The following is a 21020-nucleotide window of genomic DNA, read 5'->3' as shown; positions in this document are numbered from 1 at the left end:
CTCACAGCTCCTTCCGGATGTCGACCAGCCGCATCATGGCGGCGACCGTGAACAGCACCAGCAGCAGCAGGACGACGGCGTTGGCGGCCGCCGCGGGATACTGCAGCAGCGACATGGCGTTCATCATCATCAGCGACACCGAGGCGCTCTGGCCGCCGCTCATCATGCGCACGGTGACGAAGTCGCCCATGACGATGGTGACGATGAAGATCGAGCCGATGGCGATGCCGGGCTTGCACAGCGGCACGATGACCGTCCACAGCGTCTGCCAGCTCGAGGCGCCGGCATCGCGCGCCGCCTCGAGCAGGCTGCGGTCGATGCGCATCATCGAATTGAAGATCGGCACCACCATGAACAGCGTGTAGAGGTGCACGTAGGTCAGCACGACAGCGAAGTTCGAGAACAGCAGGAACTCCAGCGGCTCGCGGATCAGGCCGAGCTGCATCAAGGTCATGTTGGCGAGCCCGTTGCGCCCCAGGAAGGGGATCCACGAGATCATGCGGATCACGTTGGAGGTCCAGAACGGGATGGTGCAGACCAGGAACAGCACCATCTGCCAGGTCGTCGAGCGCACCTCGAAGGCAAGGAAGTAGGCCACGGCGAAGCCGATCACCAGGGTGATCGCCCAGGTGATGATGGAGAACTGGATGGTCTGCAGATAGGTCGCCCAGGTCACCGGCGAGAGCAGCAGCTCCTCGTAGTTCTGCAGCAGGAAGGCCGGGATGATCTGGGTCGTGTTGTAGTCGAAGAAGCTCACCACGATGATGGTGGCGATCGGCACGACCAGGAACAGCAGGAAGATCAGCGCCAGCGGCGCCACCTGCAGATAGGTCACCCAGGCAGAGACACGTTTCATTGGAGCAAGATGCCCGCCGCCGATCCTTCATGCCTCCTCTCCCCCGCTAGGGGGAGAGGCTGGGGTGAGGGGTTACAGATAACCTTCGAAGCCCCCTCACCTAACCTCTCCCCTTAACGGGGGAGAGGAATACGAGGGGCACGTAACGATGAGTTGTTCGTCCCGGCCTACGCCGCGATGAACGAGTTCCACTTCTGGACCATGTAGCGGTCCTCATCCATGACTGCGTTCCAGCAGGCAACGGCGCCCATGCGTTCGTAGAACGAGCCGCCGTCGCGTACCGCGCCGGCCTTCTCGACCACCTGGCCCTGCGGGTTCTTGATGTCGCCCTGGGCGGGCTTGCCTTCCATCCAGAAACCCCATTCGTCAGGCGTCATGTTGGCCTTGGCCGTCTCGAGCACCGCCGAGTAGTAGCCTTGGCGGTTCAAGAACGCGCCGACCCAGCCCGACAGGTACCAGTTGATATAGTCGTAGGCCGCGTCGAGCTGCGCGCCCTGCAGGTGCTTGGCGAGCGACAGGCCACCACCCCAGGCGCGATAGCCTTCCTTGAGCGGCTGGTAGACGCAAGGCACGCCCTTGCCGCGCACCGCCGAGACGGCGGGCGACCACATCGACTGGATCACGACCTCGCCCGAGGCCATCAGGTTCACCGATTCGTCGAAGGTCTTCCAGAAGGCGCGGAACTGGCCGTCCTTCTTGGTCTTGATCAGGAAATCGATGGTCTTGTCGATCTCCGCCTTGGTCATGTTGCCCTTGTCGCCGTACTTCACGATGCCCGCCGATTCGCAGATCATCGCGGCATCCATGATGCCGATCGACGGGATGTTCAGGATCGAGGTCTTGCCCTTGAACTTCGGATCGAGGATGTCCTTCCAGTTCTCGATCTTGCGGCCGACCAGGTCGGGGCGGATGCCCAGCGTGTCGGCGTTGTAGATCGTCGGCACGATGGTGAACCACTGGGTCGGGCTCTTGGCGAACTTGGTCGAGCCCTGGCCCTCGACGAAGCTCACGGTGCTGGGCGCCGTGCCTTGGGCGATGACGCTGTCGGGCTTCAGCTTGCCGGTGGTGAAGATCGGCACGATCTTATCGAACAGCTTGATCTTCTTGACGTCCATCGCCTGAAGATTGCCGCCCGGGAAGACCTTTTTGATCATCCAATACTCGATGTCGCCGATGTCGAACGAGTTCGGCTGGGTGACGACGCGCTGCACGACGGCGTCGGAGTCGAGCGCCGTCATCTGCAGCGTGATGCCCAAGTCGGCCTTGCACTTCTCGGCGATCTCGTTGATCGCCGACACGCCGGTGCCGCACTGGCGCAGCACGATGTTCTTGTTGTTCTGCGCCCAGATCACCGGGAAGCCGGTGATCGCGCCGCTGCCGATCGCAGCACCCGTGATGCCTGCGGTGCCCTTCAGGACGCTGCGGCGTCCGAATTTCCGATTAGATGCCATCTGACGTACCTCCTTCTTTATCGCCCCAGGACATGAACATCCTTGGGCGCCCACGACAAAACAACAGGCTGGCCGGGCGCCACCGGATTGGCGTCGAACCGCGCCTCCGGCACGACGGCGGACAAGGTCTCCAAACCCATGACATCGACGCCGACCTGCACGGTCGAGCCGAGATATTCCACCGAGCGCGTGACGCCGGCGAGCGACGTCGCATCGACCGGCGCATTGCCGGGCTGTACGACGATGCGGTCGGCGCGGATCGCCACGAACGCGCCCTCGCCCTTGGCGCGCGCCACGGCGGCCGGCAGCACGTTGTGGCCGCCGATGAAGCGCGCCACGAAGGCCGAGGCCGGCTTGTTGAAGACTTCACGGGCGCTGGCCGCCTGCTCGATCTTGCCGTGGTTCATCACCACGACGAGGTCGGCAAGGGCCATCGCCTCGTCCTGGCTGTGCGTGACATGGATGAAGCTGATGCCGAGCCGGGTCTGCAGTGCCTTCAGCTCCTCGCGCATCTTTATGCGCAGGAAAGGGTCGAGCGCCGACAGGGGCTCGTCGAGCAGCAGCACCTGCGGATCGGTGATCAAGGCACGCGCCAGCGCCACACGCTGCTGCTGGCCGCCGGAAAGCTGGGCCGGCAGGCGGCCGGCGAAGGGCTCCATCTGCACGCGCTTCAGCATTTCGCGGGCCTGCGCGCGGCGCTTGTCCTTGTCGACACCGCGCATGCGCAGGCTGAAGGCGACGTTGTCGGTGCAGTCGAGATGCGGGAACAGGGCGTAGCTCTGGAACATCATCGCCGTGCCGCGCGCCGCCGGCGGCAGGTGGGTGATGTTCTCCGAGCCCAGGATGATGTCGCCCTCGCTCGCCTCCTCGTGGCCGGCGATCATGCGCAAGGTCGTGGTCTTGCCGCAGCCCGATGGGCCAAGCAGGCAGCAATAGGAGCCCGCCGGGATACGCAGGCTGACCTGGTCCACCGCCGCGGTCTCGCCAAAGCGCTTGGTCACGGCCACAAGTTCAACGTCGGGCTTCGTCGCCATCGTGCCCCCAGGAAGCAAGCCCCATGCCAGTACTGTAAAATAATATGGAGCGCGGACCTCCAGGTCCGCATCATGATTATGAGCGGACCTGGAGGTCCGCGCTCCAGTAAGACGCGCCCCGGGCAATGAGCTAGTCTCATCTCCTTGGCACGGGTCCTGCTGCCGGCGGGGCAACGAATTGCGAGGGAGTGAAGCGTATGAGGCTGATCGGCGTCGATGTGGGCGGCACCTTCACGGACCTGGTCTATGCCGACACCGAGGCCGGCGAGACGGCTGTCCACAAGGTGTCCACAACCCCGGACGATCCCTCGCGCGGCGTGGTCGCGGGCCTGATGGCGCTTTGCGACAAGTACGGCATCCCGCGCGAGACGATCGACGTGGTGTTCCACGGCACCACGATCGCCACCAACGCCATCCTCGAGCACGACGGTGCCGTCACCGGCATGATCACGACCGGCGGTTATCGCGACATCCTGCATATCGGCCGCCATCAGCGGCCGCAGCACTACTCGATCATGCAGGACATCCCCTGGCAGGACCGGCCCCTGGTCAAGCGCCGCCATCGCAAGACCGTGACCGAACGACTGGTGCCGCCCAAGGGTGAGGTGCTGGAGCCGCTCGACGAGGCGGGCGTCCGCCAGGCGGTGCGCGAACTGAAGGAAGCCGGTGTCCAGGCGATCGCCATCTGCTTCCTGTTCTCCTATCTCGATGCCGCGCACGAGGCGCGCGCCATGGAAATCGTGCGCGAGGAATATCCCGAATGCTTCGCCACGACCTCCTCGTCGGTGTCGCCGCAGTTCCGCGAGTTCGAGCGCTTCACGACGACGGCGATGAACGCTTTCGTCGGCCCCAAGGTGCGCAACTACGTGACGCGGCTTGAGGCGGAGATCGAGTCGTCGGGCTTCAAGGCCGACCTGCGTATCATGGCGTCCAACGGCGGCGTCGCCACGCCGAGCATGGTGGCCGAGCGGCCCGTCCTCACCCTGCTCTCGGGCCCGGCAGCCGGCGTGATCGGCGGCGACTGGGCCGGTGGCCTGTCCGGACGGCGCAACCTCATCACCTTCGACATCGGCGGCACCTCAGCCGATATCGGCATCGTCACCCAGGGCGGCTTCGGCGAGGCCACGGCGCGCGACACCTGGATCGCGGGCTTCCCCGTGCTGGTGCCGATGATCGACGTGCACACGATCGGCGCCGGCGGCGGCTCGATCGCCTTCGTCGACCAGGCCGGCGCCTTCAAGGTCGGGCCGCGCTCGGCCGGCGCCGTGCCGGGACCGGCCGCCTACGGCCGCGGCGGCAACCGCGCCACCGTGACCGACGCCAACGTCGTGCTGGGCCGCCTCGACCGTGGCAACTTCTTGGGCGGCAGCATGTCGCTCGACGAAGTGGCGGCGCGGCGCGTGATCGGCGAGCTGGCGCGCGAGCTCGGCATGACCGACCGCGAGGCGGCCGAGGGCGTGATCACGGTGATCAACGCCAACATGGCCAACGCCATCCGGTCCAGGACCGTCCAGAAGGGCATCGATCCGCGCGACTACGCCCTGGTGGCGTTCGGCGGCGCGGGGCCGCTGCATGGCGCGGAAGTGGCCGATATGCTGGGCATCCCCGAGGTGATCGTGCCGCCCCATCCCGGCATCACCTCGGCCGTCGGCCTCTTGATCAGCGACCTGCGCTACGATGCCATCCGCACCTCGTTCCAGGTATCGGGAGCGGCCGATCTTGCGCGCATCAATGCCGACTTCGCCGCCATGGCCAAGGAGCTCGCCGGGCGCTTCACCGCTGACGGCGTCGACCTCAAGAACGTCACCTTCGAGCGCCGCGGCGACCTGCGCTATGTCGGCCAGGGCTACGAGCTCAAGGTGCCGATCCCCGACGGGCCGATCGACGGCAAGGTGCTCGCCGAGGTCTTCGAGACCTTCCACGAGGTGCACCGCCGCGAATACGGCCATCACTTCGCCGACTCCGGCATCGAGATCGTGAACCTGCGCCTGATCGGCGCCGCCAGCGCGGCGAAGATCGCCAAGCCCACGGCCGGCACGGCCAAGTCGCTCGACGCAGCCAAGGTCCGCGAGGGAACCGGCACGTTCCGTGTAGGCGGCAAGCTCGCCGACTACCCCACGACCTTCTATCGCCGCGACCTCTTGCCGGTCGGTGAACGCATTCCCGGCCCGGCGATCGTCCTGCAGATGGATTCGACCACCGTGGTGCCGCCGCAATACAGCTTCGAGGCGGACGCGGCGGGCAACCTGATCATTCGGAAGAACGATGCTTAGCGTGAGGCAGGATCATTCCTCCCCCGTCTTGCGGGTGTCTTGCGGGGGAGGGTAGGGAGGGGGAAAGCCTCCCACTGGCCTCTGAGAATTTCAGATCTGAAATGGGCGGAGATCGTCGATGAAACTCTCCCCCTCCCTACCCTCCCCGTAAGACGGGGGAGGAGATGAATCGGAGTTAGACCATGGCCACCGCCCCCCAACGCCAGCCCATCCCCAAGCCCGACCGCATCGACCCGATCACCACCTCGGTGATCCAGGGTGCCCTCGAGAACATCGCCGTCGAGATGGGCTACAAGCTCATGCGCATGAGCTACTCCTCGATCATCCGCGAGTCGGAGGATTTCGGAGCGGCTCTGGTCGATGCCGAAGGCCGTGGCCTCGCGGAGTCCGCACAGTCGACGCCGCTGCAGTCCGGCCCGATTCCCGGCTATGTCCGCGGTGTCCTGAGAATCCTGGCTGAGCGGGGCGATCAGTTCCGGCCGGGCGACGTGGTCATGCACAACGACGCCTATTCCGGCGCCAGCCACGGCCCCGACGTCGCCTTCATCGTGCCGGTGTTCGTCCAGGGCAAGCTGATCGGCTTTGCCGCCACCACCGCGCACCATCTCGACATCGGCGCGTTGTCGCCGGGCTCGTGCGGCATCGTCGAGGCGATCGACGCCTATGCCGAGGGCCTGCAGTTCAAGGCGATCAAGGTCTACGACCGCGGTGTGAAGAACGACATGGTCTGGCAGATCGTGCGCGACAACATCCGTGCCTCCGATCTCGTCGTCGGTGACATGGACGCCCAGGTCGCCGCCGCCCGCATCGGCGCCGAGCGCATGGCCGAGTTGGTCGAGCGCTACGGGCTCGCGACCTTCGACCTCGCCTGCACCGCCCTGATGGACCACGCCGAGCGGCTGATGCGCCAGGCCATCGCCAAGCTGCCCGACGGCGTCTATCGCGCCGAGACCGCCATCGACGGCTATCTCGACAGCGACGATCCGTCGAAGAAGGAACTGCCGATCGTCGTCACCATCACCAAGAAGGACGACTCTCTGGTGGTCGATCTCACCGGCACGGCGCCGCAGGTGCCCGACCGGCCGATCAACATGCCCTTGGAAGGCACGGCCGACATCGCGATCTGGCTCACCATCCGCTCGGTGCTGCTCGATACCGAAGTGCACGGCCACATCCCGGTGAATGCCGGCCTGATCCGGCCCATCACCATCGTCGCGCCCAAGGGGTGCCTCGCCAACCCGACCTTCCCCGCGCCGACCATCGCCCGCTTCTGCCCGGGCAACCAGCTCGCCGACACGGTGATGAAGGCGCTGTCGGCGGCGATGCCGGGCAACGTCTCGGCGGGCATTGGCAACCTCAAGGTCATCGCCTTCTCAGGGCTGAAGGACGAGACCCACTGGGTGCACATGGAGATCTTCGAAGGCTCCTACGGCGGCCGCCTGGGCAAGGACGGCATGGACGCCGTCGACACGCTCTACGCCAACACCCGCAACAACCCGATCGAGGACATCGAGACCCACCTGCCCTTGCGCGTGCTGCGCTACGAACTGCGCGAGGACGTAGCCGGTGCCGGCAAGTGGCGCGGCGGCCTGGGCTCGGTGCGCGAGTTCACCTTCCTGAGCGACGGCGGCGCCTCGGTCGAAGGCGAAGGCCATCGCTACCGGCCGTGGGGCTTCTTGGGCGGCGGCGAAGGCATGCCGGCCAAGCTCGACCTCTTCGTGCCCGGCAGCAACGACGCCAGGGCGCTGCCGTCCAAGGTGCCCTACATGGGGATCGGCAAGGACGGCCGCTTCGTCTGCTACGGTCCTGCGGGCGGCGGCTACGGCAATCCGCTCGAGCGCGATCCGGCCAAGGTGGCGGACGACGTGCTGGACGGCGTCATCTCGGTCGAGACGGCGCTCAAGGATTATGGCGTCGTGGTGTCGGCAAAAGGCGTGGTCGACCAGGCCGCGACGACGCGGCAACGCGCAGCGAGAACCAGCTAGTAGCTCTGCACAGTGATCATGACGGGTTGGCGCGGGGCCGGTGGGATTGCCTGCACTGCTGGCACCGGTCCCCGACCCCGGAGTAATTGCGTCGCTCTATGGCCTATGGGACGCAAAAACTAGAACCATAGTTGACTCGTGAAAGCACTTCAGTTATATTGACCTTGCGCTTGCTTTCCGGCGGCTCAGCTCTATGCATCGTTCATCCGATATCATCGCGCCCGTCAGCGGCCCTGCCGGCGCCACCTTTTCCGTCATCCCGAGCGAAGCCGCCCGAAGCGAACGCGATCCCGTTGGCGGTTCAGCCCGTCGAAACCACTGTAAAGAGCGACTAGCTCGCCCCGCCTTCGTTCTCCAGCGCGTCGACCACGGCCCAGGTCTGCGGCCCGACGACGCCGTCGACCGTCAGCCGCGACCGCTGCTGCAGGTCCTTCACGGCCGTCTCGGTCTTCTGGCTGAAGCGGCCGTCGACGCCGCCGGTGTCGAAGCCGACGGCGGTCATGCGGCTCTGCAGCCGGCGCACCGGCAAGCCGCTCGATCCGAGACGCAGCACGGGCTCGCTCTGGTCGGCTTCGTCGATGTTGATCCAGGTGACGCGGCCGACAATCCCGTCGACGGCGATTTCGCGCACCTGCTGGAAGGCCTTCACCGCGCTCGTGGTCCTGGCGCCGAAGACACCGTCGATCGGCCCGGGATCATGGCCCAGCGTCTTGAGCGCCTGCTGGAGGTCGCGCACGTCGGGCCCGTTCGACCCCTGCTTCAGGACGGGTTCAGCCATGACGATGTCCTCCGCGAGAGAGTGATTGCTTCGCTATGCCGTCGTCAGCCCGGCGAGGGATGCCAGCGTCGCGCCGGCGCCGCCTGCCGGCACCCACCATGTGCGCGGGCCGACCACGCCGTCATCGGCCAGAGCATGCTGCGCCTGGTAGGCCTTGACCGCCGCTTCGGTGCGCGGCCCGAAATCGCCGTCGGCCGGTCCGGGATCAGTGGGCGACCCGGGCCCGCCCAGCTTGTGCAAGGCGAGCTGCAGGCCGGCGACGGCGCTGCCCGTCGAATGGCGTTTCAATACGGGTGTGTCAGGGTCGGCCGGCATGCGCTGCCAGGTGCTGTCGCCGACGATGCCGTCGGCGAGCAGGCCCTCGCCTTCCTGAAAGGCGATCACGGCGTTCCGGGTCAGCGGCCCGAACACGCCGTCGATCTGGTCGAAGCCCATGATCTTCATCATCACGAAGATGGTCTGAACGCGCAGAACGTCTCGTCCGCGCGCGCCGAGCGCAAGCTGCGGGCCACTGTTCATCGCTTCCTCCGGGCACGAGGCCACGGCCACGATACGCCTGCGATGGCGCCGCGAATGTGAGACTTCGCACGCTGGAGCGTCGGAACCGAGGTGCCCGCGGAGACCTACACAGCCGGACGGCTGCGGATTTCGTCCGCCACCTTGCGCTTGAGGAACTGTCCGTGCTTGAGGTCGCCGTGGAAGGCGCCGTCCTCCACGACGACGTTGCCGTGCAGGATGGTCGTGGTCGGCCACGCGGTCACGACGTGTCCCTCCCAGGGCGTGTAGTCGGTCTCGTGCAGGTCGGCGGCGCGGATCGTCTTCTCGATCCCGGTCTGCAGCAGCACGATGTCGGCATCCGAGCCCGCCGCCAGTGCGCCCTTGCGCGGGTAGAGGCCCATGATGCGCGCGGCGTTGCTCGAGATCATGTCGACGAAGTGCTCGGCCGAGTAGCCGCGCCTGGTGACCATGTTGGTGTACATCAGGCCGACGCGCGGCTCGACGCCGGAGTTGCCGCCCGTCGTATCGTCGATGCGGCTGCCCTGCAGCTTGACCCTGAGCGGGCAGCACAGCTCGTCGGTGGCGATGACCTGGATGGCGCCGCGGTTGGTCGCCTCCCACAGGCGCTTCTGATCCTCGGGGTACTTCAGCGACGGATAGGTATGGAACATCTGTCCGCCCGGCCGCTTATAATCCTCGGCGTTGTAGAGCAGGTACTGATGCAAGGTCTCGCCGTACATCGGGAAGCCGCGGGCACGCGATGACTCGAGAGCGGCGACGCCGGTGGCCGCCGAGACATGCACCATGTAGAGCGCCGCGCCCTCGACATTCTCCGCAAGGCGGATCACGCGGTTGAAGGAGAGCTCCTCCGACAGCGCGTTGTGGACCTCGGCCATGTGCTCGAAGCTGACGCGGTTCTCGCGCATCAGCTTGTCGTACATGAACATGACGATGTCGTTGTCCTCGGCATGGATGCATGCGATGCCGCCCGCCCCCGCCACGACCTTCAGCGCCTCCCAGATATGGCCGTGCGGGACCATGCGGCCGAGGTTGCCCGGCCGGATGTTGGTGGTGAAGATCTTTATGCTGGCATGGCCGTCCTGCATGGCATCGGCGAGCTGGCCGAAATGCGGCACCGGCACCTCGCCCATCAAGGTGAGATGGAACCCGTAGTCGCAGTAGCAGGCGTTGCGCCATTGCGCCTGGGTCGCCTCGATCGATTGCTGGATGGTGCGGTCGTGCACGCACTGCACGAAATCGATCAGGGTCGTGGTGCCGCCATGCAGGGCCGCCTTGCTGACCTGCGACGGCGGATCGGTCAGCACGTCGGGACGTCCCGGCGCGCGCACCGGCATCAGGCAATGGATGTGCGGGTCGATGCCGCCCGGAATGACCAGGCGGTCCTTGGCCGACACGGTGCGCGCCGCCGGTGGCAGCGAGCCTGGGCCGCCGACCAGGGCGATGCGTCCGTCCTTGACGCCGATATCGGCGGCCTGGGTTCCGGTCGGCAGCACGCAGGTGCCGCCGGTGATGGCGAGGTCGAGCATCAGGAGACTCCTACCGGAGAGCCGTCGGCGAAGCGGCGCAGGATCTCGTCCGATTCGAGATCGCGCACGATGAAGACAAGCCGGCTGGCCCGGTCGGAATCCGGCCAGCGCTCCAGCCAGCGCGGCGGATAGAGCGTGTGCTGCACGGCGTGGATCGCCGCTGGTCCACCCGGCCGGTCGGAGAACTCGACCAGGCCTTTTACGCGCAAAAGCTTCTCGCCGTGATCGCGCGCCAGGCCGCCCAGCGCCATGGCAAAGCCGAGGCGGCTCATCGGCCGCTGCAGGCGCACCGACAGGGCGCGGATGCCATGGGCATGCACCGCCGTCGCATGCGGTCGCGGCCGCGGCAGCGCCCGGGGCGCGCCGCCGAACAGCAGGTCGCTCGCCTCGGCATCTCGCGCATCGACGATCGGCGCCGTGGGGTTCAACGACGCCAGTCGCTGGAGAAGGTTGTCCGTGACGGGGGCCATGTCGCTCTTGGTCAGAAGCAAGAGATCGGCCACGGCGGCCTGGGCGACGGCCTCGGGATAGCGATCGAGCGTGCCCTCGCCCAACACGGCGTCGATCGTCGTGGCGACACGGTCGAGGCGCAGCGAGGCTTCGAGAAAGGAATCGGCAGAGAGCGTGTAGAGCGTGGGTCCCGGATCGGCGAGGCCACTGGTCTCGAGCGCGATGCGCCGGAACGGCGCCCGGCCGGACGCCTGGCGCGATCGCAGCAGCCGATAGAAGGCGTCGGCCAGGCCCTGGCGCACGGCGCAGCAGGTGCAGCCGTTCGGCAGCTCGACGACATCGTCGGCTGCCGCCTCGAGGAGCTGATGGTCGAGGGCGACCGCGCCGAACTCGCTGATGAGCACGGCGGTGTCGCTCAGGTCCGGCACATTGAGGATTCTGGAGAGAAGCGTTGTCTTGCCGCTGCCGAGGAAGCCCGTCAGCACCGACAGCGGGATCGGCTCCGACGGGACCTCCGCGAGGTTGGCAAGACCGGGCGTCACCGGATCAACGCCGCGCCCTTGTCGAGCAACGGCAGGACCTTGTCGCTGGCTTCGGGCGGAACGCCGAACACGACGCGGTCGACGCCGGCATCCTCGGCGCGCTTCAGGCCGTCGGCGTTCATGCCGACGCCGAACAGCGTGATCGGCACGTCGGAGTCCTTGCGCCCGGCAAGCTTCAGCATCTCGCGGAACTCCGGCAGCATGCCGAGCGTGTCGCCGCCGCGGCCGCCGATCGGCATCCAGCCGTCGCCATAGGCGACGGCGCGGCGCGCACCGTGTGGCAGACCGCCGCCGACGATGATCGGCGGATGCGGCTTCTGCACCGGCTTGGGCCACTGCATCATCTCGTCGAACTTCACCATGTCGCCGGCATATTTCGGCTTGGAGCGCGCCCAGATCTCCTTCATCGCCTCGACGCGCTCGCGCATCAGCTTGAAGCGGGTGGCGAAGGCCGTGCCATGGTCTTCCATCTCCTCGGCGTTCCAGCCGCCGCCGATGCCGAACAGCACCCGGCCGTTGCTGAGCCGGTCGGCCGTGGCGACCTCCTTGGCGGTATGGATGGGATCGCGCTGCACGACGAGGCAGACGCCGGTGCCGAGCTTGATGGTCTTGGTGACGACGGCCGCGGCGGCGATGGCAAGGAAGGGATCGTAGGTGTCGTAGTACCACTTCGGCAGCTCGGGGCCGCCGGGCCACGGCGACTTGCGGCTGGTCGGGATGTGGCTGTGCTCGGGGAACCAGACGGATTCGTAGCCACGCTTCTCGGCCTCGACGGCGAGCTCGTGCGGCGGGATTGCATAGTCCGTGGAAAACATCGTGACGCCGATCCGCATGGCCTTTCCTCTCGCTGTCGTTTTGTCGAGCGTAGCCGATTTCCGGCGCCTGGCGCACATGTCATCATGCCGGTGTCGGTATGCGTTGAGTTGCCTTGTCCTCGTCCGTTGACGCCAAGGGGGAGGGCTCGATGCTGGATGGCGTGATGTTGCTGTGGTTCCTGCTGGCCACGGCGTCGCTGCTGTTCATCGCCTATCCGATGCACTGGTGGCTGGTGGCGAACAAGCTGAAGCACGGCATGATGACGGTGCGACCGGCACATGCGGCCGCGCACGAAGGTGCATCGCATGACCACATGTCCCACATGTCCATGGCAATGGAGGCGCGCCCGCCGCTCCGGCCGTCGCTGACGGTGATGACGCTACTGTCGTTTCTTGCGTTGGCTACGGGTCTTGTGATCGGCCGCCTGGCCTGCGCGGACCGCTTCCACGAGCTTCTTCGGCGCCAGGAGGCAGTAGCTCGCCGTCAAAAGCTTGGCGATGTCGGCGCAGTCGACATCGGAATCGAGGATGCGGCCGACGATGTCGGGACGCCAGAGTGGCCGAAAGTACGGCGCTCGCGAGAAAGTCTCCGGATCGACCCGTGGTCCCAGCGACTGGAACGTCAGCACGCAGGCAGGGCCATCGGTGCCCGCGACGCGCGCGTACGCCGGCGGCCATCCGTCGGCGATCATGAGCACGTGCGCGAACGTCTCCTTGCGGATGCGCCAGCGCGTGCCAGTCCAGGCCTGCTCCTCGCGCGTTTCCGGCAGGGCGAGGCAGGCCTTGCGCAGCCGCGCGAGGACGGTCTTGGGAACTTCCGGACGACGCCTGCTCTTCATCAAGCCAGGGCGTCGCGCTCCTCTGTCAGGCGACGGAGCCTCTCCTCCTGCTCGGCAATGCGCTGAGACAGCAGCTCTTCATTGGCGGCGCCCGCCGATGAAGCCGCCTGCTCGACGAGCTCGCGCAGGTTGGCGCGCACCATCGCGATGCGATTGTCGAGTTCGACGACCGGCGCGGCAACGGGTGCAGGTGCGGGCGGAGGTACAGCTGCTGGTGCCGCTGCAGGCCGTGGCCGTGCCACGGCGGCCTTCGGCGCTGCCATTGGCCTCTTCTTCGCCGCCACCGGCTTGCTGCGAGCCCGGACGGCCTTCTTTGCCGCCACCTTGCGCTTGGGCGCCTTCGCCGCCTTCTTCTTCGGCGCGACACGGGACTTGCGCGTCTTCGGCGCCTTCTTCTTGGCGGCCGATTTCTTGGAGCCAGACTTCTTTTTCCGAGCAGCCATTGGCATCTCCCAGCGGTTGCGAAACTCTATCGCGCCTGGCGGCTCCGACAAAGCCAAAGCCGCTGGCTGCCTGTTGGCAACCTGGCGCGGCTCGTCCATCAAGGGCCGATGGACTTCGAGCTCAAGGACCGCACCTGCCTGGTCACAGGCGCCAGCGCCGGGATCGGCGCCGGCATCGCCCGTCTCCTGGCCGACCAGGGCGCGCAGGTCGCCGCCACGGCGCGCCGCGTCGACCGGATCGAGCGGCATCCCGGCGTCACGCCGATCGCCGCCGACATCACCTCGGCCGCCGATCTCACCCGCCTCGCCCGGGACGCCACCGAGGCCCTCGGCCGGGTCGACATTTTGGTCAATTGCGCCGGCGGCTCGCGGCCGACGACGGTCGATGCCAGCGAGGAATTCTGGGACGAGGCGTTCGCGCTCAACTTCACCTCGGCGCGACGCCTCACCACCGACCTGCTGCCCCCCATGCGCCAGCGCCGCTGGGGCCGCATCATCAACATCAGCGGCACCATGGAGCCGCGCGGCCTGAACGCCGCGGTCGCCGCCAAGGCGGCGCTGCACCTGTGGGCCAAGGGGCTGGCCTGCGACGTGGCTGCCGAGGGGGTCACGGTGAACACCATCCAGCCCGGCCGCATCAACAGCGAGCAGATCCTCGAGAAGCTGCATCCGACCGAGGAATCCCGCCGCGCCTTCATTGCTAAAAACATCCCGATGGGCCATTTCGGCGAGCCCGAAGACATCGCCCACCTCGTGGCGTTCCTCGCCTCGCCCCGCGCGCGCTACATCACCGGCACGGTGATCCCGGTCGACGGCGGGATGCGCAACTTCGCGCATTGAGCATGGCGGCCGCGTTGGAACACCACATGCGCCTCGGCGTCTTCGTGCAGACGCCGGGCCATCACGTCGGCGGCTGGCGGCATCCGGACGCTGTCGTCGACGGCTGGCCGAACCTCGCCCTGATGAAGCACATCGCCGCGACGGCCGAGCGCGGCAAGTTCGACATGTTCTTCCTGGGCGACGGCTTCGCCACGGGCTACGGCGAGCATCCCTCGACCATCGGCAAGTTCGAGCCGCTGACGCTCTTGTCGGCGCTGGCGATGACCACCAGCAGGCTGGGGCTCGCGGCGACGGGCTCGACCACCTACGCCGAGCCCTACCAGATCGCCCGCTCCTTCGCCTCGCTCGACCATCTGTCGGGCGGCCGGGCGGCCTGGAACGTCGTCACTACCGCCTATTCCAAGTCGGCCGCCGTGTTCGGTCGCCAGCATCCGCCGCATGCCGAGCGCTATGCCATGGCCGAGGAGTTCGTCGAGGCCTGCCGCATCCTGTGGGACAGCTGGGCCGACGACGCCTTCATCGCCGATAAAAAGGCCGGCACCTTCGTGCGGCCGGGCAGCCTGAACGTGCCGTCGTTCCACGGGAAGTACTTCACGGTCGAAGGCGGCCTGAACGTGCCGCGCTCGCCGCAGGGGCATCCGGTGCTGATCCAGGCCGGCTCCTCGGGTCCCGGTCAGGCCCTGGCGTCGCGCATCGCCGACGTGGTGTTCACGGCGCAGAACGATCTCACCGAAGCACAGGCCTTCTATCGCACCGTCAAGGTGCAGGTCGCCGGGTTTGGCCGCGGGGCCGACGAGGTCCTGGTCATGCCCGGCGTGTTCCCCGTAGTCGGCCGCACGACCGGCGAGGCGCAGGAAATTTTCGCCGAGCTCAACCGCAACATCGACACGGCGCAGGCCTTCACCGTGCTGTCGGAGCGGCTGGGCTCCGACATGTCGGTCCATCCGCTCGACGAGCCGGTGCCCGATTTGCCCGAGACCGAACATCTCAAGAGCCGCGCCGCCCTGCTGATCGAGATGGCACGACGCGAGAAGCTCACGCTGCGCCAGCTCTACTATCGCGTGGCGGCGGCGCGCGGCCATCTGCTGCTGATCGGGACAGGGGCAGAGATCGCCGACGTGCTTGAAACCTGGTTCCGCGCCGGCGCCGCCGACGGCTTCAACGTCATGCCGCCGTTCTTTCCCGGCCAGTTCGACGCCTTCGTCGCCGAGGTCGTGCCGCACCTGCAGGAGCGCGGCCTGTTCCGCGCCGACTACACCGGCACGACGCTGCGCGATCATCTCGGGCTGAAGCGCCCGGCTCGGCGCTCCTAGAACGTCACGTCGGCGGCGGCGACGACGTCGGCGAAGCCTTGGCCAAGCAGGCGATTGTGATGGGCGACGATGCGCTCAACGTCGATCACCGGCGTGTCCCAGGTCGTGTGGCCGTCAGCCACCAGGACCACGCGATAGCCCAGCGCCACCGCGCCGCGGCAGGCCGAATCCACGCACATCTCGGTCTGCATGCCGGCGATGACCAGCCGGTCGATGCCGGCATCGGTCAGGCGTTGGTGCAGGTCGGTGTCGTGGAAGGAGCTGCTGTGCCGCTTCTCGACGACGATCTCGCCCGGCCGCGGTGCCACCAGGGGATGATGGGGCCAGCCCGCCGATCCCTTGCCCAGCACATCGCCCGGGCCGCCATCGTGCTGCACATGGACGACCGGCCGGCCTTCGGCGCGAGCGCGGGCCAGGAGACCCGCGATGCGCCGCACGATCTCTTCGCCGCGATGAATGGGCGGGGAGACTGCGAACGTGCCCTGCTGGACGTCGACAATCATCAACGCGCTCGTCATTGCGTGACTGTCGGGGAGAAGGTCACGGGCGGAAAGCGGAATCGAGCGATGCCGCGTTGACAGCGCATGATTTGCGAATAATTATCAATAGCAGAACTTCAGAGGAGCCAACGATGGAATTTCACGTAAAGGCAGCCGACCCCGCCTCCGGCCAGACGAGACCAGAAGGCGCCCTCGTCGACTTCCCGGTGGCCGAGAGCACGGCCCTCCTGAACGGCCATCGCGAGCTGCGCATCCGGCACGGCAGCGACACCTACCGCCTGCGGCTCACCGCATCGGGCAAGCTGATCCTCACCAAGTAGCAGCGCGGCAGGATTTCGGCCTGAAAATCAAGGCGTTGGCGCACGTGTGCACAGACGCGCGCAAGCGTCCACAAAGAGCGACGTTCGGCTCTTGCGTCCCGTGGCCGGACTCCTGATATAACCGCCTCGAGGGGCCGGTGTGGGCGGAGCAGTCGCCAACCCGGTCAGATCCGGAAGGAAGCAGCCGTAACGAATTCGCTTCGGGTCATGCCGGTCTCTCACCTGTCGCCAGGCGCGCGCCGCCGCCTGGTGCAGGCGGCCGGGCGCGACGACCGCCGGGCCTCATGGGGCCACGGCGCCTTCGGGTAGGACGCTCGCCATGCCGGAAGCCAAGGATACGCTTCCCTATCGGGTCCTCGCCCGCAAATACCGTCCTGTCGATTTCACCACCCTGGTCGGCCAGGAGGCGATGGTGCGCACCCTGCGCAACGCCATCGCCACGGGCCGCATCGCCCATGCCTTCATGCTCACGGGCGTACGCGGCGTCGGCAAGACCACGACCGCCCGCATCATCGCCCGGGCGCTGAACTGCATCGGCAAGGACGGCAAGGGTGGCGCCACCGTCGATCCGTGCGGCGTCTGCGACAACTGCAAGGCCATCACCGAGGACCGCCATGTCGACGTGATCGAGATGGACGCAGCGTCCCGCACCGGCATCGATGATGTGCGCGAGCTGATCGAGGGCGTGCGCTACCGCCCGGTGTCGGCGCGCTACAAGGTCTACATCATTGACGAAGTGCACATGCTGTCGGAGAAGGCGTTCAACGCGCTGCTCAAGACGCTGGAAGAGCCGCCGCCGCATGTGAAGTTCCTGTTCGCCACCACCGAGATCCGCAAGGTGCCGGTGACGGTGCTGAGCCGCTGCCAGCGCTTCGACCTCAAGCGCGTGCCGCAACAGGCGCTGATCGATCATTTCAGCAAGATCTCCGTCGCCGAGAAGGTCGAGATCTCGCCCGAGGCGCTGACGTTGTTGGCGCGTGCGGCCGACGGCTCGGTGCGCGACGGCCTTTCCATGCTCGACCAGGCGATCGCCCATGGCGGCGGCGTGGTCGATGCCGCGCAAGTGCGCGACATGCTAGGCTTGGCTGACCGCAGCCGCGTGCTTGAGCTGTTCGAGAAGACCATGCGCGGCGATGCCCCCGCGGTCGTGGCGGCGCTGGCCGAGATGCATGATTCGGGCGCCGATCCCGTGGTCATCCTGCAGGATCTGCTCGAGCTCACGCACTGGGTGACCCGGCTCAAGGTGGCGCCCGATGCCGCGGCCGCCTCGGCCGACAGCGAGCGCGCCCAGGGGCTCGCCATGGCGGGCAAGCTTTCGATGGCCTCGCTGACCCGCGCCTGGACGCTCTTGATGAAGGGCTTGCAGGAGACGCTGTCGGCGCCCTCGCCTCTGCGCGCCGCCGAGATGGCGTTGATCCGCCTGTGCTACGCCGCCGACCTGCCCTCGCCCTCCGACGCCATCAAGGCGCTGCAGAACGGCGCGGCGGCTGGTCCTGCGGCAGCCGTCGCGGCGCCCGTGCCGCGCGGCGGTGGAGGCGGCGGTGCGGCCGCGCGTCTGGCTGCTCAGCCGATCACGGCCGCGGCGAGCCAGCCGGCCGTCGCCCAGCCCAATCCCAGAAGCTTCACCGAGATCGTCGCTCTGTTCGAGGCGCGCCGCGAGGCCCGCCTGGTGCACCATCTCATGCATCACGTGCACGAGGTGCGCTGCGAGCCCGGCCTGATCGAGTTTCGCCCCGAGCCCAAGGCGCCAACCGACCTGGCGCCGCGCCTCAGCGAGCTGTTGAGCCAATGGACGGGCCGGCGCTGGATCGCCACGGTGTCGTCGGCGCCGGGCAAGCCCACGCTCAACGAGCAGAAGGCGGCCAAGGGCGACGAGCTGCGCAACGCGGCCGAGAACAATCCGTTGGTCCAGGCGATCCTGAAGACCTTCCCCGGCGCCAGGCTCGACGCCGTGCGGCGCAAGGGCGAGCAGAGCTCGCTGGTGGCGGGCCTGGTCGAGGCCGGTGACGAGCCGCCGGGTCCCGAAGAGTATCCCGCGGACGATGACATCCCGGAAAGCGAGTATTGATGTTCGACAAGTTGAAGGATCTCGGCGGCCTGATGCAGCAGGCCCAGGCCATGCAGCAGAAGATGCAGGAGCTGCAGACGCAGCTCGAGCGCATGGAGATCGTCGGCTCCTCGGGCGCCGGCTTGGTCAAGGTGACGGTCAACGGCAAGAACGAGACGCGCAAGGTCGAGATCGACGCGTCGCTGTTCGTGCCCGCCGACAAGGGCGTGGTCGAGGACCTGATCGTCGCCGCCGCCAACGACGCGCGCGCCAAGGTCGAGCAGACCGTGCAGGAGCAGATGCGCACCATCACCGGCGGCCTGCCTCTACCGCCGGGGTTCAAACTGTGATCTCCGGGAGCGCGGGCCTCTGGCCCGCTCATGATGCGGGCCAGAGGCCCGCGCTCCCATGAACGGCCCTGAAATAGAACGACTGATCCAGCTGCTCGGCCGGTTGCCTGGGCTCGGGCCGCGCTCGGCGCGGCGGGTGGCGCTGCATCTCCTGAAGAAACGCGAGACGCTGATGCAGCCGTTGGGCACCGCGCTCGCCGACGCGGCGCGGGCGATCCGCGCCTGCTCGACATGCGGCAACCTCGACACGATCGACCCCTGCTCGATCTGCGCCGACCCCAATCGCGACCAGGGGCTGATCTGCGTCGTCGAAGACGTCGGCGACCTGTGGGCCATGGAGCGCGGCAAGATCTTCCGCGGCCTCTATCACGTACTGGGCGGCTCGCTGTCGGCGCTCGACGGCATCGGCCCCGACGAGCTCAACATTGCCGCGCTGGTGAAACGCGTGGCCGCGGGCGGCATCCGCGAGGTGATCGTCGCCACCAACGCCACGGTCGACGGCCAGACCACCGCCCACTATCTCGCCGAGCGTCTCGGCAATAGCGACGTGCCGCTGACCCGCCTCGCCCATGGCGTGCCGGTGGGCGGCGAGCTCGACTGGCTGGACGACGGCACGCTCGCCACCGCGCTCAAGGCGCGGCGCGCCCTCTGACGGGCCATCCTCTATGATGGGGCCATGAGCACCGACGTCATCGCCGCCATCGCCGTCGCCCTGGGCGCCGGCTGGGCGAGCGGGCTCAACACCTATGCCGCCGTCCTGGTGCTGGGGTTGGCTGAGCGGCTCGGCCTGGTCGCCCTGCCGCACGACCTGCAGGTGCTGGCCTCGCCCTGGGTGATGGGCGTGGCCGCGATCCTGTTCGCGCTCAATTTCTTCGCCGACAAGATCCCCTACGTCGACAGCATCAACGACATGCTGCAGACCTTCGTGCGCGTGCCGGCCGGCGCCCTGCTGGCCTACGGCGCGGCGGGTGGCTTGAGTCCCGAGGTGGCGATCATCGCCGGTTTGCTGGGCGGCACGCTGGCCGCCGGCACCCATGTCGCCAAGACCGGCACGCGGGCCCTGATCAACACCTCGCCCGAGCCGTTCAGCAACATCGCCGCCTCCTTTACCGAAGACATCAGCGTGATCGGCGGGCTGGCGCTCGCCATCGCCCATCCGATCACATTCCTGTGCTTGCTCGCCCTGTTCGTGGCCCTGCTCATCTGGCTCCTGCCCAAGCTGGTCCGCTTGGCGCTGGTGCCGTTTCGCCGGCTGGCCGGCATCCGACAAAGACCTTGACTCGGGGCCGCCTGTCGACCTTGGTCGTACCGACTAGTGCTTTCCTTCGCAGGTGACCGCGGTACACTGTCGTCGAAGCAATGTTCATCCGCCAAAACATCCAGACCCTGCGGTTCTTCCGCACCACACCGGCGATGCGCTGCCCGTATCTGCCGCACCGGCTGGAGACCAAGCTTGTCACCGAGCTGAGCGGACCCGACGCCATCTCGCAGCACGACACGCTGACCGATGCAGGTTTCAGGCGCTCGCACCACTTCGTCTACAAGCCCCTATGCGAGGGCTGCCGTGCCTGCGTGCCCGTGCGCATCCGCGTGCGTGATTTCGAGCCCAGCCGCGCCCAGAAGCGCATCCTGCGACGCAACGAGCACGTCCACGCCATGGAGACCCAGGCGCTGGCGACGGGCGAGCAGTACTCGCTATTTTCACGCTATGTGATGGCCCGCCATCGCGACGGCGACATGGCCGACATGGATTTCGACGACTACCGCGCCATGGTCGAGGAAAGCCCGGTCGAGACGGCCATCATCGAGTTCCGTGACGATTCGGCCGAAGGCCGCCTGGTCGGCGCCTGCCTGGTCGACTGGCTGTCGAGCGGCGTGTCGGCGGTCTACAGCTTCTTCGATCCCCAGGATCCGCGGCGGGGCCTGGGGACGCACATGATCCTGTGGCTGGCCGACGCTGCCGCCAAGCGCGGGCTGCCCTACGTCTATCTGGGCTACTGGATCGCCGATTCCAGCAAGATGGCCTACAAGCGCGCCTTCCGGCCGCTCGAGTTCTTCGGTCCCGAGGGGTGGATGGAGCTGCCTACGGTCTAGGCAGAAGCCGCTGGTGGAGCGACTTGACGCACCCCCGGCATACGC

General features: G+C 67.3%; 21 protein-coding genes and 1 other RNA gene. 11 read left to right on the top strand and 11 right to left on the bottom strand.

Translation table 11 applies throughout. From position 1 onward, the window contains the following. Position 1: 1 nt before the first annotated feature. The 3 genes from RSO01_RS11920 to RSO01_RS11910 all read right to left on the bottom strand — a co-directional run bounded on the left by RSO01_RS11920 (position 2) and on the right by RSO01_RS11910 (position 3341). Complete coding sequence (locus RSO01_RS11920; RefSeq protein WP_147149317.1) at positions 2–856, bottom strand: ABC transporter permease; 855 nt, start codon at positions 854–856, stop codon at positions 2–4. Positions 857–1023: 167 nt separating this feature from the next. Next, positions 1024–2307, bottom strand: coding sequence for an ABC transporter substrate-binding protein (locus RSO01_RS11915; protein ID WP_147149316.1), 1284 nt, complete (start codon positions 2305–2307; stop codon positions 1024–1026). A gap of 17 nt (positions 2308–2324) precedes the next feature. Beyond that, a complete protein-coding gene (locus tag RSO01_RS11910; RefSeq protein WP_147149315.1) occupies positions 2325–3341 on the bottom strand; it encodes an ABC transporter ATP-binding protein in 1017 nt (338 codons plus the stop codon). A gap of 197 nt (positions 3342–3538) precedes the next feature. On the opposite strand from RSO01_RS11910, the gene RSO01_RS11905 reads away from it, so the two are divergent. Together RSO01_RS11905 and RSO01_RS11900 are read left to right on the top strand one after the other, a co-directional pair. Beyond that, the gene (locus RSO01_RS11905; protein ID WP_147149314.1) at positions 3539–5614 is read left to right on the top strand and encodes a hydantoinase/oxoprolinase family protein; all 2076 of its coding nucleotides are present in this window, start codon (positions 3539–3541) and stop codon (positions 5612–5614) included. 182 nt (positions 5615–5796) lie between these two features. Further along, entirely contained in the window at positions 5797–7599 is a 1803-nt protein-coding gene (locus tag RSO01_RS11900; RefSeq protein WP_147149313.1) for a hydantoinase B/oxoprolinase family protein, read from the top strand. A gap of 331 nt (positions 7600–7930) precedes the next feature. Here RSO01_RS11900 and RSO01_RS11895 read toward each other — a convergent pair whose 3' ends face one another. From RSO01_RS11895 to RSO01_RS11865, 7 genes are all read right to left on the bottom strand, one after another. After that, the gene (locus RSO01_RS11895) at positions 7931–8377 is read right to left on the bottom strand and encodes a peptidoglycan-binding domain-containing protein (RefSeq protein ID WP_147149312.1); all 447 of its coding nucleotides are present in this window, start codon (positions 8375–8377) and stop codon (positions 7931–7933) included. 33 nt (positions 8378–8410) lie between these two features. After that, positions 8411–8896 carry a peptidoglycan-binding domain-containing protein gene (locus tag RSO01_RS11890; RefSeq protein WP_147149311.1) on the bottom strand — a complete coding sequence of 162 codons (486 nt, stop codon included), beginning with the start codon at positions 8894–8896 and terminating at the stop codon, positions 8411–8413. A gap of 104 nt (positions 8897–9000) precedes the next feature. Continuing rightward, the gene (locus RSO01_RS11885) at positions 9001–10422 is read right to left on the bottom strand and encodes a dihydroorotase (RefSeq protein ID WP_147149310.1); all 1422 of its coding nucleotides are present in this window, start codon (positions 10420–10422) and stop codon (positions 9001–9003) included. After that, on the bottom strand, positions 10422–11414 hold the full coding sequence (locus tag RSO01_RS11880; protein ID WP_147149309.1) for a CobW family GTP-binding protein: 993 nt from the start codon (positions 11412–11414) through the stop codon (positions 10422–10424). The genes RSO01_RS11885 and RSO01_RS11880 overlap by 1 nt, the downstream gene beginning before the upstream one ends. Continuing rightward, on the bottom strand, positions 11411–12247 hold the full coding sequence (locus RSO01_RS11875; protein ID WP_147149308.1) for an LLM class F420-dependent oxidoreductase: 837 nt from the start codon (positions 12245–12247) through the stop codon (positions 11411–11413). The genes RSO01_RS11880 and RSO01_RS11875 overlap by 4 nt, the downstream gene beginning before the upstream one ends. A 362-nt stretch (positions 12248–12609) precedes the next feature. Continuing rightward, complete coding sequence (locus RSO01_RS11870; protein ID WP_147149331.1) at positions 12610–13068, bottom strand: MmcQ/YjbR family DNA-binding protein; 459 nt, start codon at positions 13066–13068, stop codon at positions 12610–12612. After that, positions 13068–13610: a hypothetical protein gene (locus RSO01_RS11865; RefSeq protein WP_147149307.1), complete on the bottom strand. Its 543-nt coding sequence runs from the start codon at positions 13608–13610 to the stop codon at positions 13068–13070. Before RSO01_RS11865 ends, RSO01_RS11870 begins: the two co-directional genes overlap by 1 nt. Positions 13611–13619: 9 nt before the next feature. Between RSO01_RS11865 and RSO01_RS11860 the strand changes: the two genes are divergently transcribed. Both RSO01_RS11860 and RSO01_RS11855 read left to right on the top strand, forming a co-directional pair. Continuing rightward, entirely contained in the window at positions 13620–14351 is a 732-nt protein-coding gene (locus RSO01_RS11860; RefSeq protein ID WP_147149306.1) for an SDR family NAD(P)-dependent oxidoreductase, read from the top strand. Between the two features lie 26 nt (positions 14352–14377). Next, positions 14378–15664, top strand: a complete 1287-nt coding sequence (locus RSO01_RS11855) for an LLM class flavin-dependent oxidoreductase (RefSeq protein ID WP_246158321.1) — start codon at positions 14378–14380, stop codon at positions 15662–15664. Here RSO01_RS11855 and RSO01_RS11850 read toward each other — a convergent pair. Next, on the bottom strand, positions 15661–16182 hold the full coding sequence (locus RSO01_RS11850) for a cysteine hydrolase family protein (RefSeq protein WP_147149304.1): 522 nt from the start codon (positions 16180–16182) through the stop codon (positions 15661–15663). The two genes, RSO01_RS11855 and RSO01_RS11850, sit on opposite strands and share 4 nt — an antisense overlap. A gap of 113 nt (positions 16183–16295) precedes the next feature. On the opposite strand from RSO01_RS11850, the gene RSO01_RS11845 reads away from it, so the two are divergent. The 7 genes from RSO01_RS11845 to RSO01_RS11815 all read left to right on the top strand — a co-directional run bounded on the left by RSO01_RS11845 (position 16296) and on the right by RSO01_RS11815 (position 20975). After that, positions 16296–16484 (top strand): hemin uptake protein HemP, encoded by a 189-nt coding sequence (locus tag RSO01_RS11845; protein WP_147149303.1) that lies wholly within the window; start codon positions 16296–16298, stop codon positions 16482–16484. A 128-nt stretch (positions 16485–16612) separates the two neighbouring features. Continuing rightward, an RNA gene (gene ffs, locus RSO01_RS11840) (signal recognition particle sRNA small type) lies at positions 16613–16707 on the top strand. A gap of 96 nt (positions 16708–16803) precedes the next feature. Next, complete coding sequence (locus RSO01_RS11835; RefSeq protein WP_147149302.1) at positions 16804–18552, top strand: DNA polymerase III subunit gamma/tau; 1749 nt, start codon at positions 16804–16806, stop codon at positions 18550–18552. Positions 18553–18563: 11 nt separating this feature from the next. Continuing rightward, entirely contained in the window at positions 18564–18881 is a 318-nt protein-coding gene (locus tag RSO01_RS11830; protein ID WP_147149330.1) for a YbaB/EbfC family nucleoid-associated protein, read from the top strand. Positions 18882–18939: 58 nt separating this feature from the next. Continuing rightward, positions 18940–19533: a recombination mediator RecR gene (gene recR, locus RSO01_RS11825; RefSeq protein ID WP_147149301.1), complete on the top strand. Its 594-nt coding sequence runs from the start codon at positions 18940–18942 to the stop codon at positions 19531–19533. A gap of 24 nt (positions 19534–19557) precedes the next feature. Next, complete coding sequence (locus RSO01_RS11820) at positions 19558–20160, top strand: DUF4126 domain-containing protein (protein ID WP_147149300.1); 603 nt, start codon at positions 19558–19560, stop codon at positions 20158–20160. 80 nt (positions 20161–20240) lie between these two features. Then, positions 20241–20975, top strand: a complete 735-nt coding sequence (locus RSO01_RS11815; protein WP_147149299.1) for an arginyltransferase — start codon at positions 20241–20243, stop codon at positions 20973–20975. The last annotated feature ends 45 nt before the right edge of the window (positions 20976–21020 follow it).

The organism is Reyranella soli, from assembly GCF_007992495.1.
GTDB classification, from domain to species: Bacteria; Pseudomonadota; Alphaproteobacteria; order Reyranellales; family Reyranellaceae; genus Reyranella; species Reyranella soli.
The sequence above is the reverse complement of the archived record's forward strand: the minus strand, read 5'-3'. Positions and strand labels throughout refer to the sequence as shown.

What these genes read in the sequence shown, in the direction of transcription:
- RSO01_RS11835 (WP_147149302.1), top strand. Translation starts at nt 16,804, where the DNA reads ATGCCGGAAGCCAAGGATACGCTTCCCTATCGGGTCCTCGCCCGCAAA.
- RSO01_RS11910 (WP_147149315.1), bottom strand. Translation starts at nt 3,341, where the DNA reads ATGGCGACGAAGCCCGACGTTGAACTTGTGGCCGTGACCAAGCGCTTT.
- RSO01_RS11900 (WP_147149313.1), top strand. Translation starts at nt 5,797, where the DNA reads ATGGCCACCGCCCCCCAACGCCAGCCCATCCCCAAGCCCGACCGCATC.
- recR (WP_147149301.1), top strand. Translation starts at nt 18,940, where the DNA reads ATGAACGGCCCTGAAATAGAACGACTGATCCAGCTGCTCGGCCGGTTG.
- RSO01_RS11815 (WP_147149299.1), top strand. Translation starts at nt 20,241, where the DNA reads ATGTTCATCCGCCAAAACATCCAGACCCTGCGGTTCTTCCGCACCACA.
- RSO01_RS11920 (WP_147149317.1), bottom strand. Translation starts at nt 856, where the DNA reads ATGAAACGTGTCTCTGCCTGGGTGACCTATCTGCAGGTGGCGCCGCTG.
- RSO01_RS11875 (WP_147149308.1), bottom strand. Translation starts at nt 12,247, where the DNA reads ATGCGGATCGGCGTCACGATGTTTTCCACGGACTATGCAATCCCGCCG.
- RSO01_RS11855 (WP_246158321.1), top strand. Translation starts at nt 14,378, where the DNA reads ATGCGCCTCGGCGTCTTCGTGCAGACGCCGGGCCATCACGTCGGCGGC.
- RSO01_RS11870 (WP_147149331.1), bottom strand. Translation starts at nt 13,068, where the DNA reads ATGAAGAGCAGGCGTCGTCCGGAAGTTCCCAAGACCGTCCTCGCGCGG.
- RSO01_RS11845 (WP_147149303.1), top strand. Translation starts at nt 16,296, where the DNA reads ATGGAATTTCACGTAAAGGCAGCCGACCCCGCCTCCGGCCAGACGAGA.
- RSO01_RS11850 (WP_147149304.1), bottom strand. Translation starts at nt 16,182, where the DNA reads ATGACGAGCGCGTTGATGATTGTCGACGTCCAGCAGGGCACGTTCGCA.
- RSO01_RS11865 (WP_147149307.1), bottom strand. Translation starts at nt 13,610, where the DNA reads ATGGACGAGCCGCGCCAGGTTGCCAACAGGCAGCCAGCGGCTTTGGCT.
- RSO01_RS11820 (WP_147149300.1), top strand. Translation starts at nt 19,558, where the DNA reads ATGAGCACCGACGTCATCGCCGCCATCGCCGTCGCCCTGGGCGCCGGC.
- RSO01_RS11885 (WP_147149310.1), bottom strand. Translation starts at nt 10,422, where the DNA reads ATGCTCGACCTCGCCATCACCGGCGGCACCTGCGTGCTGCCGACCGGA.
- RSO01_RS11890 (WP_147149311.1), bottom strand. Translation starts at nt 8,896, where the DNA reads ATGAACAGTGGCCCGCAGCTTGCGCTCGGCGCGCGCGGACGAGACGTT.
- RSO01_RS11860 (WP_147149306.1), top strand. Translation starts at nt 13,620, where the DNA reads ATGGACTTCGAGCTCAAGGACCGCACCTGCCTGGTCACAGGCGCCAGC.
- RSO01_RS11905 (WP_147149314.1), top strand. Translation starts at nt 3,539, where the DNA reads ATGAGGCTGATCGGCGTCGATGTGGGCGGCACCTTCACGGACCTGGTC.
- RSO01_RS11895 (WP_147149312.1), bottom strand. Translation starts at nt 8,377, where the DNA reads ATGGCTGAACCCGTCCTGAAGCAGGGGTCGAACGGGCCCGACGTGCGC.
- RSO01_RS11915 (WP_147149316.1), bottom strand. Translation starts at nt 2,307, where the DNA reads ATGGCATCTAATCGGAAATTCGGACGCCGCAGCGTCCTGAAGGGCACC.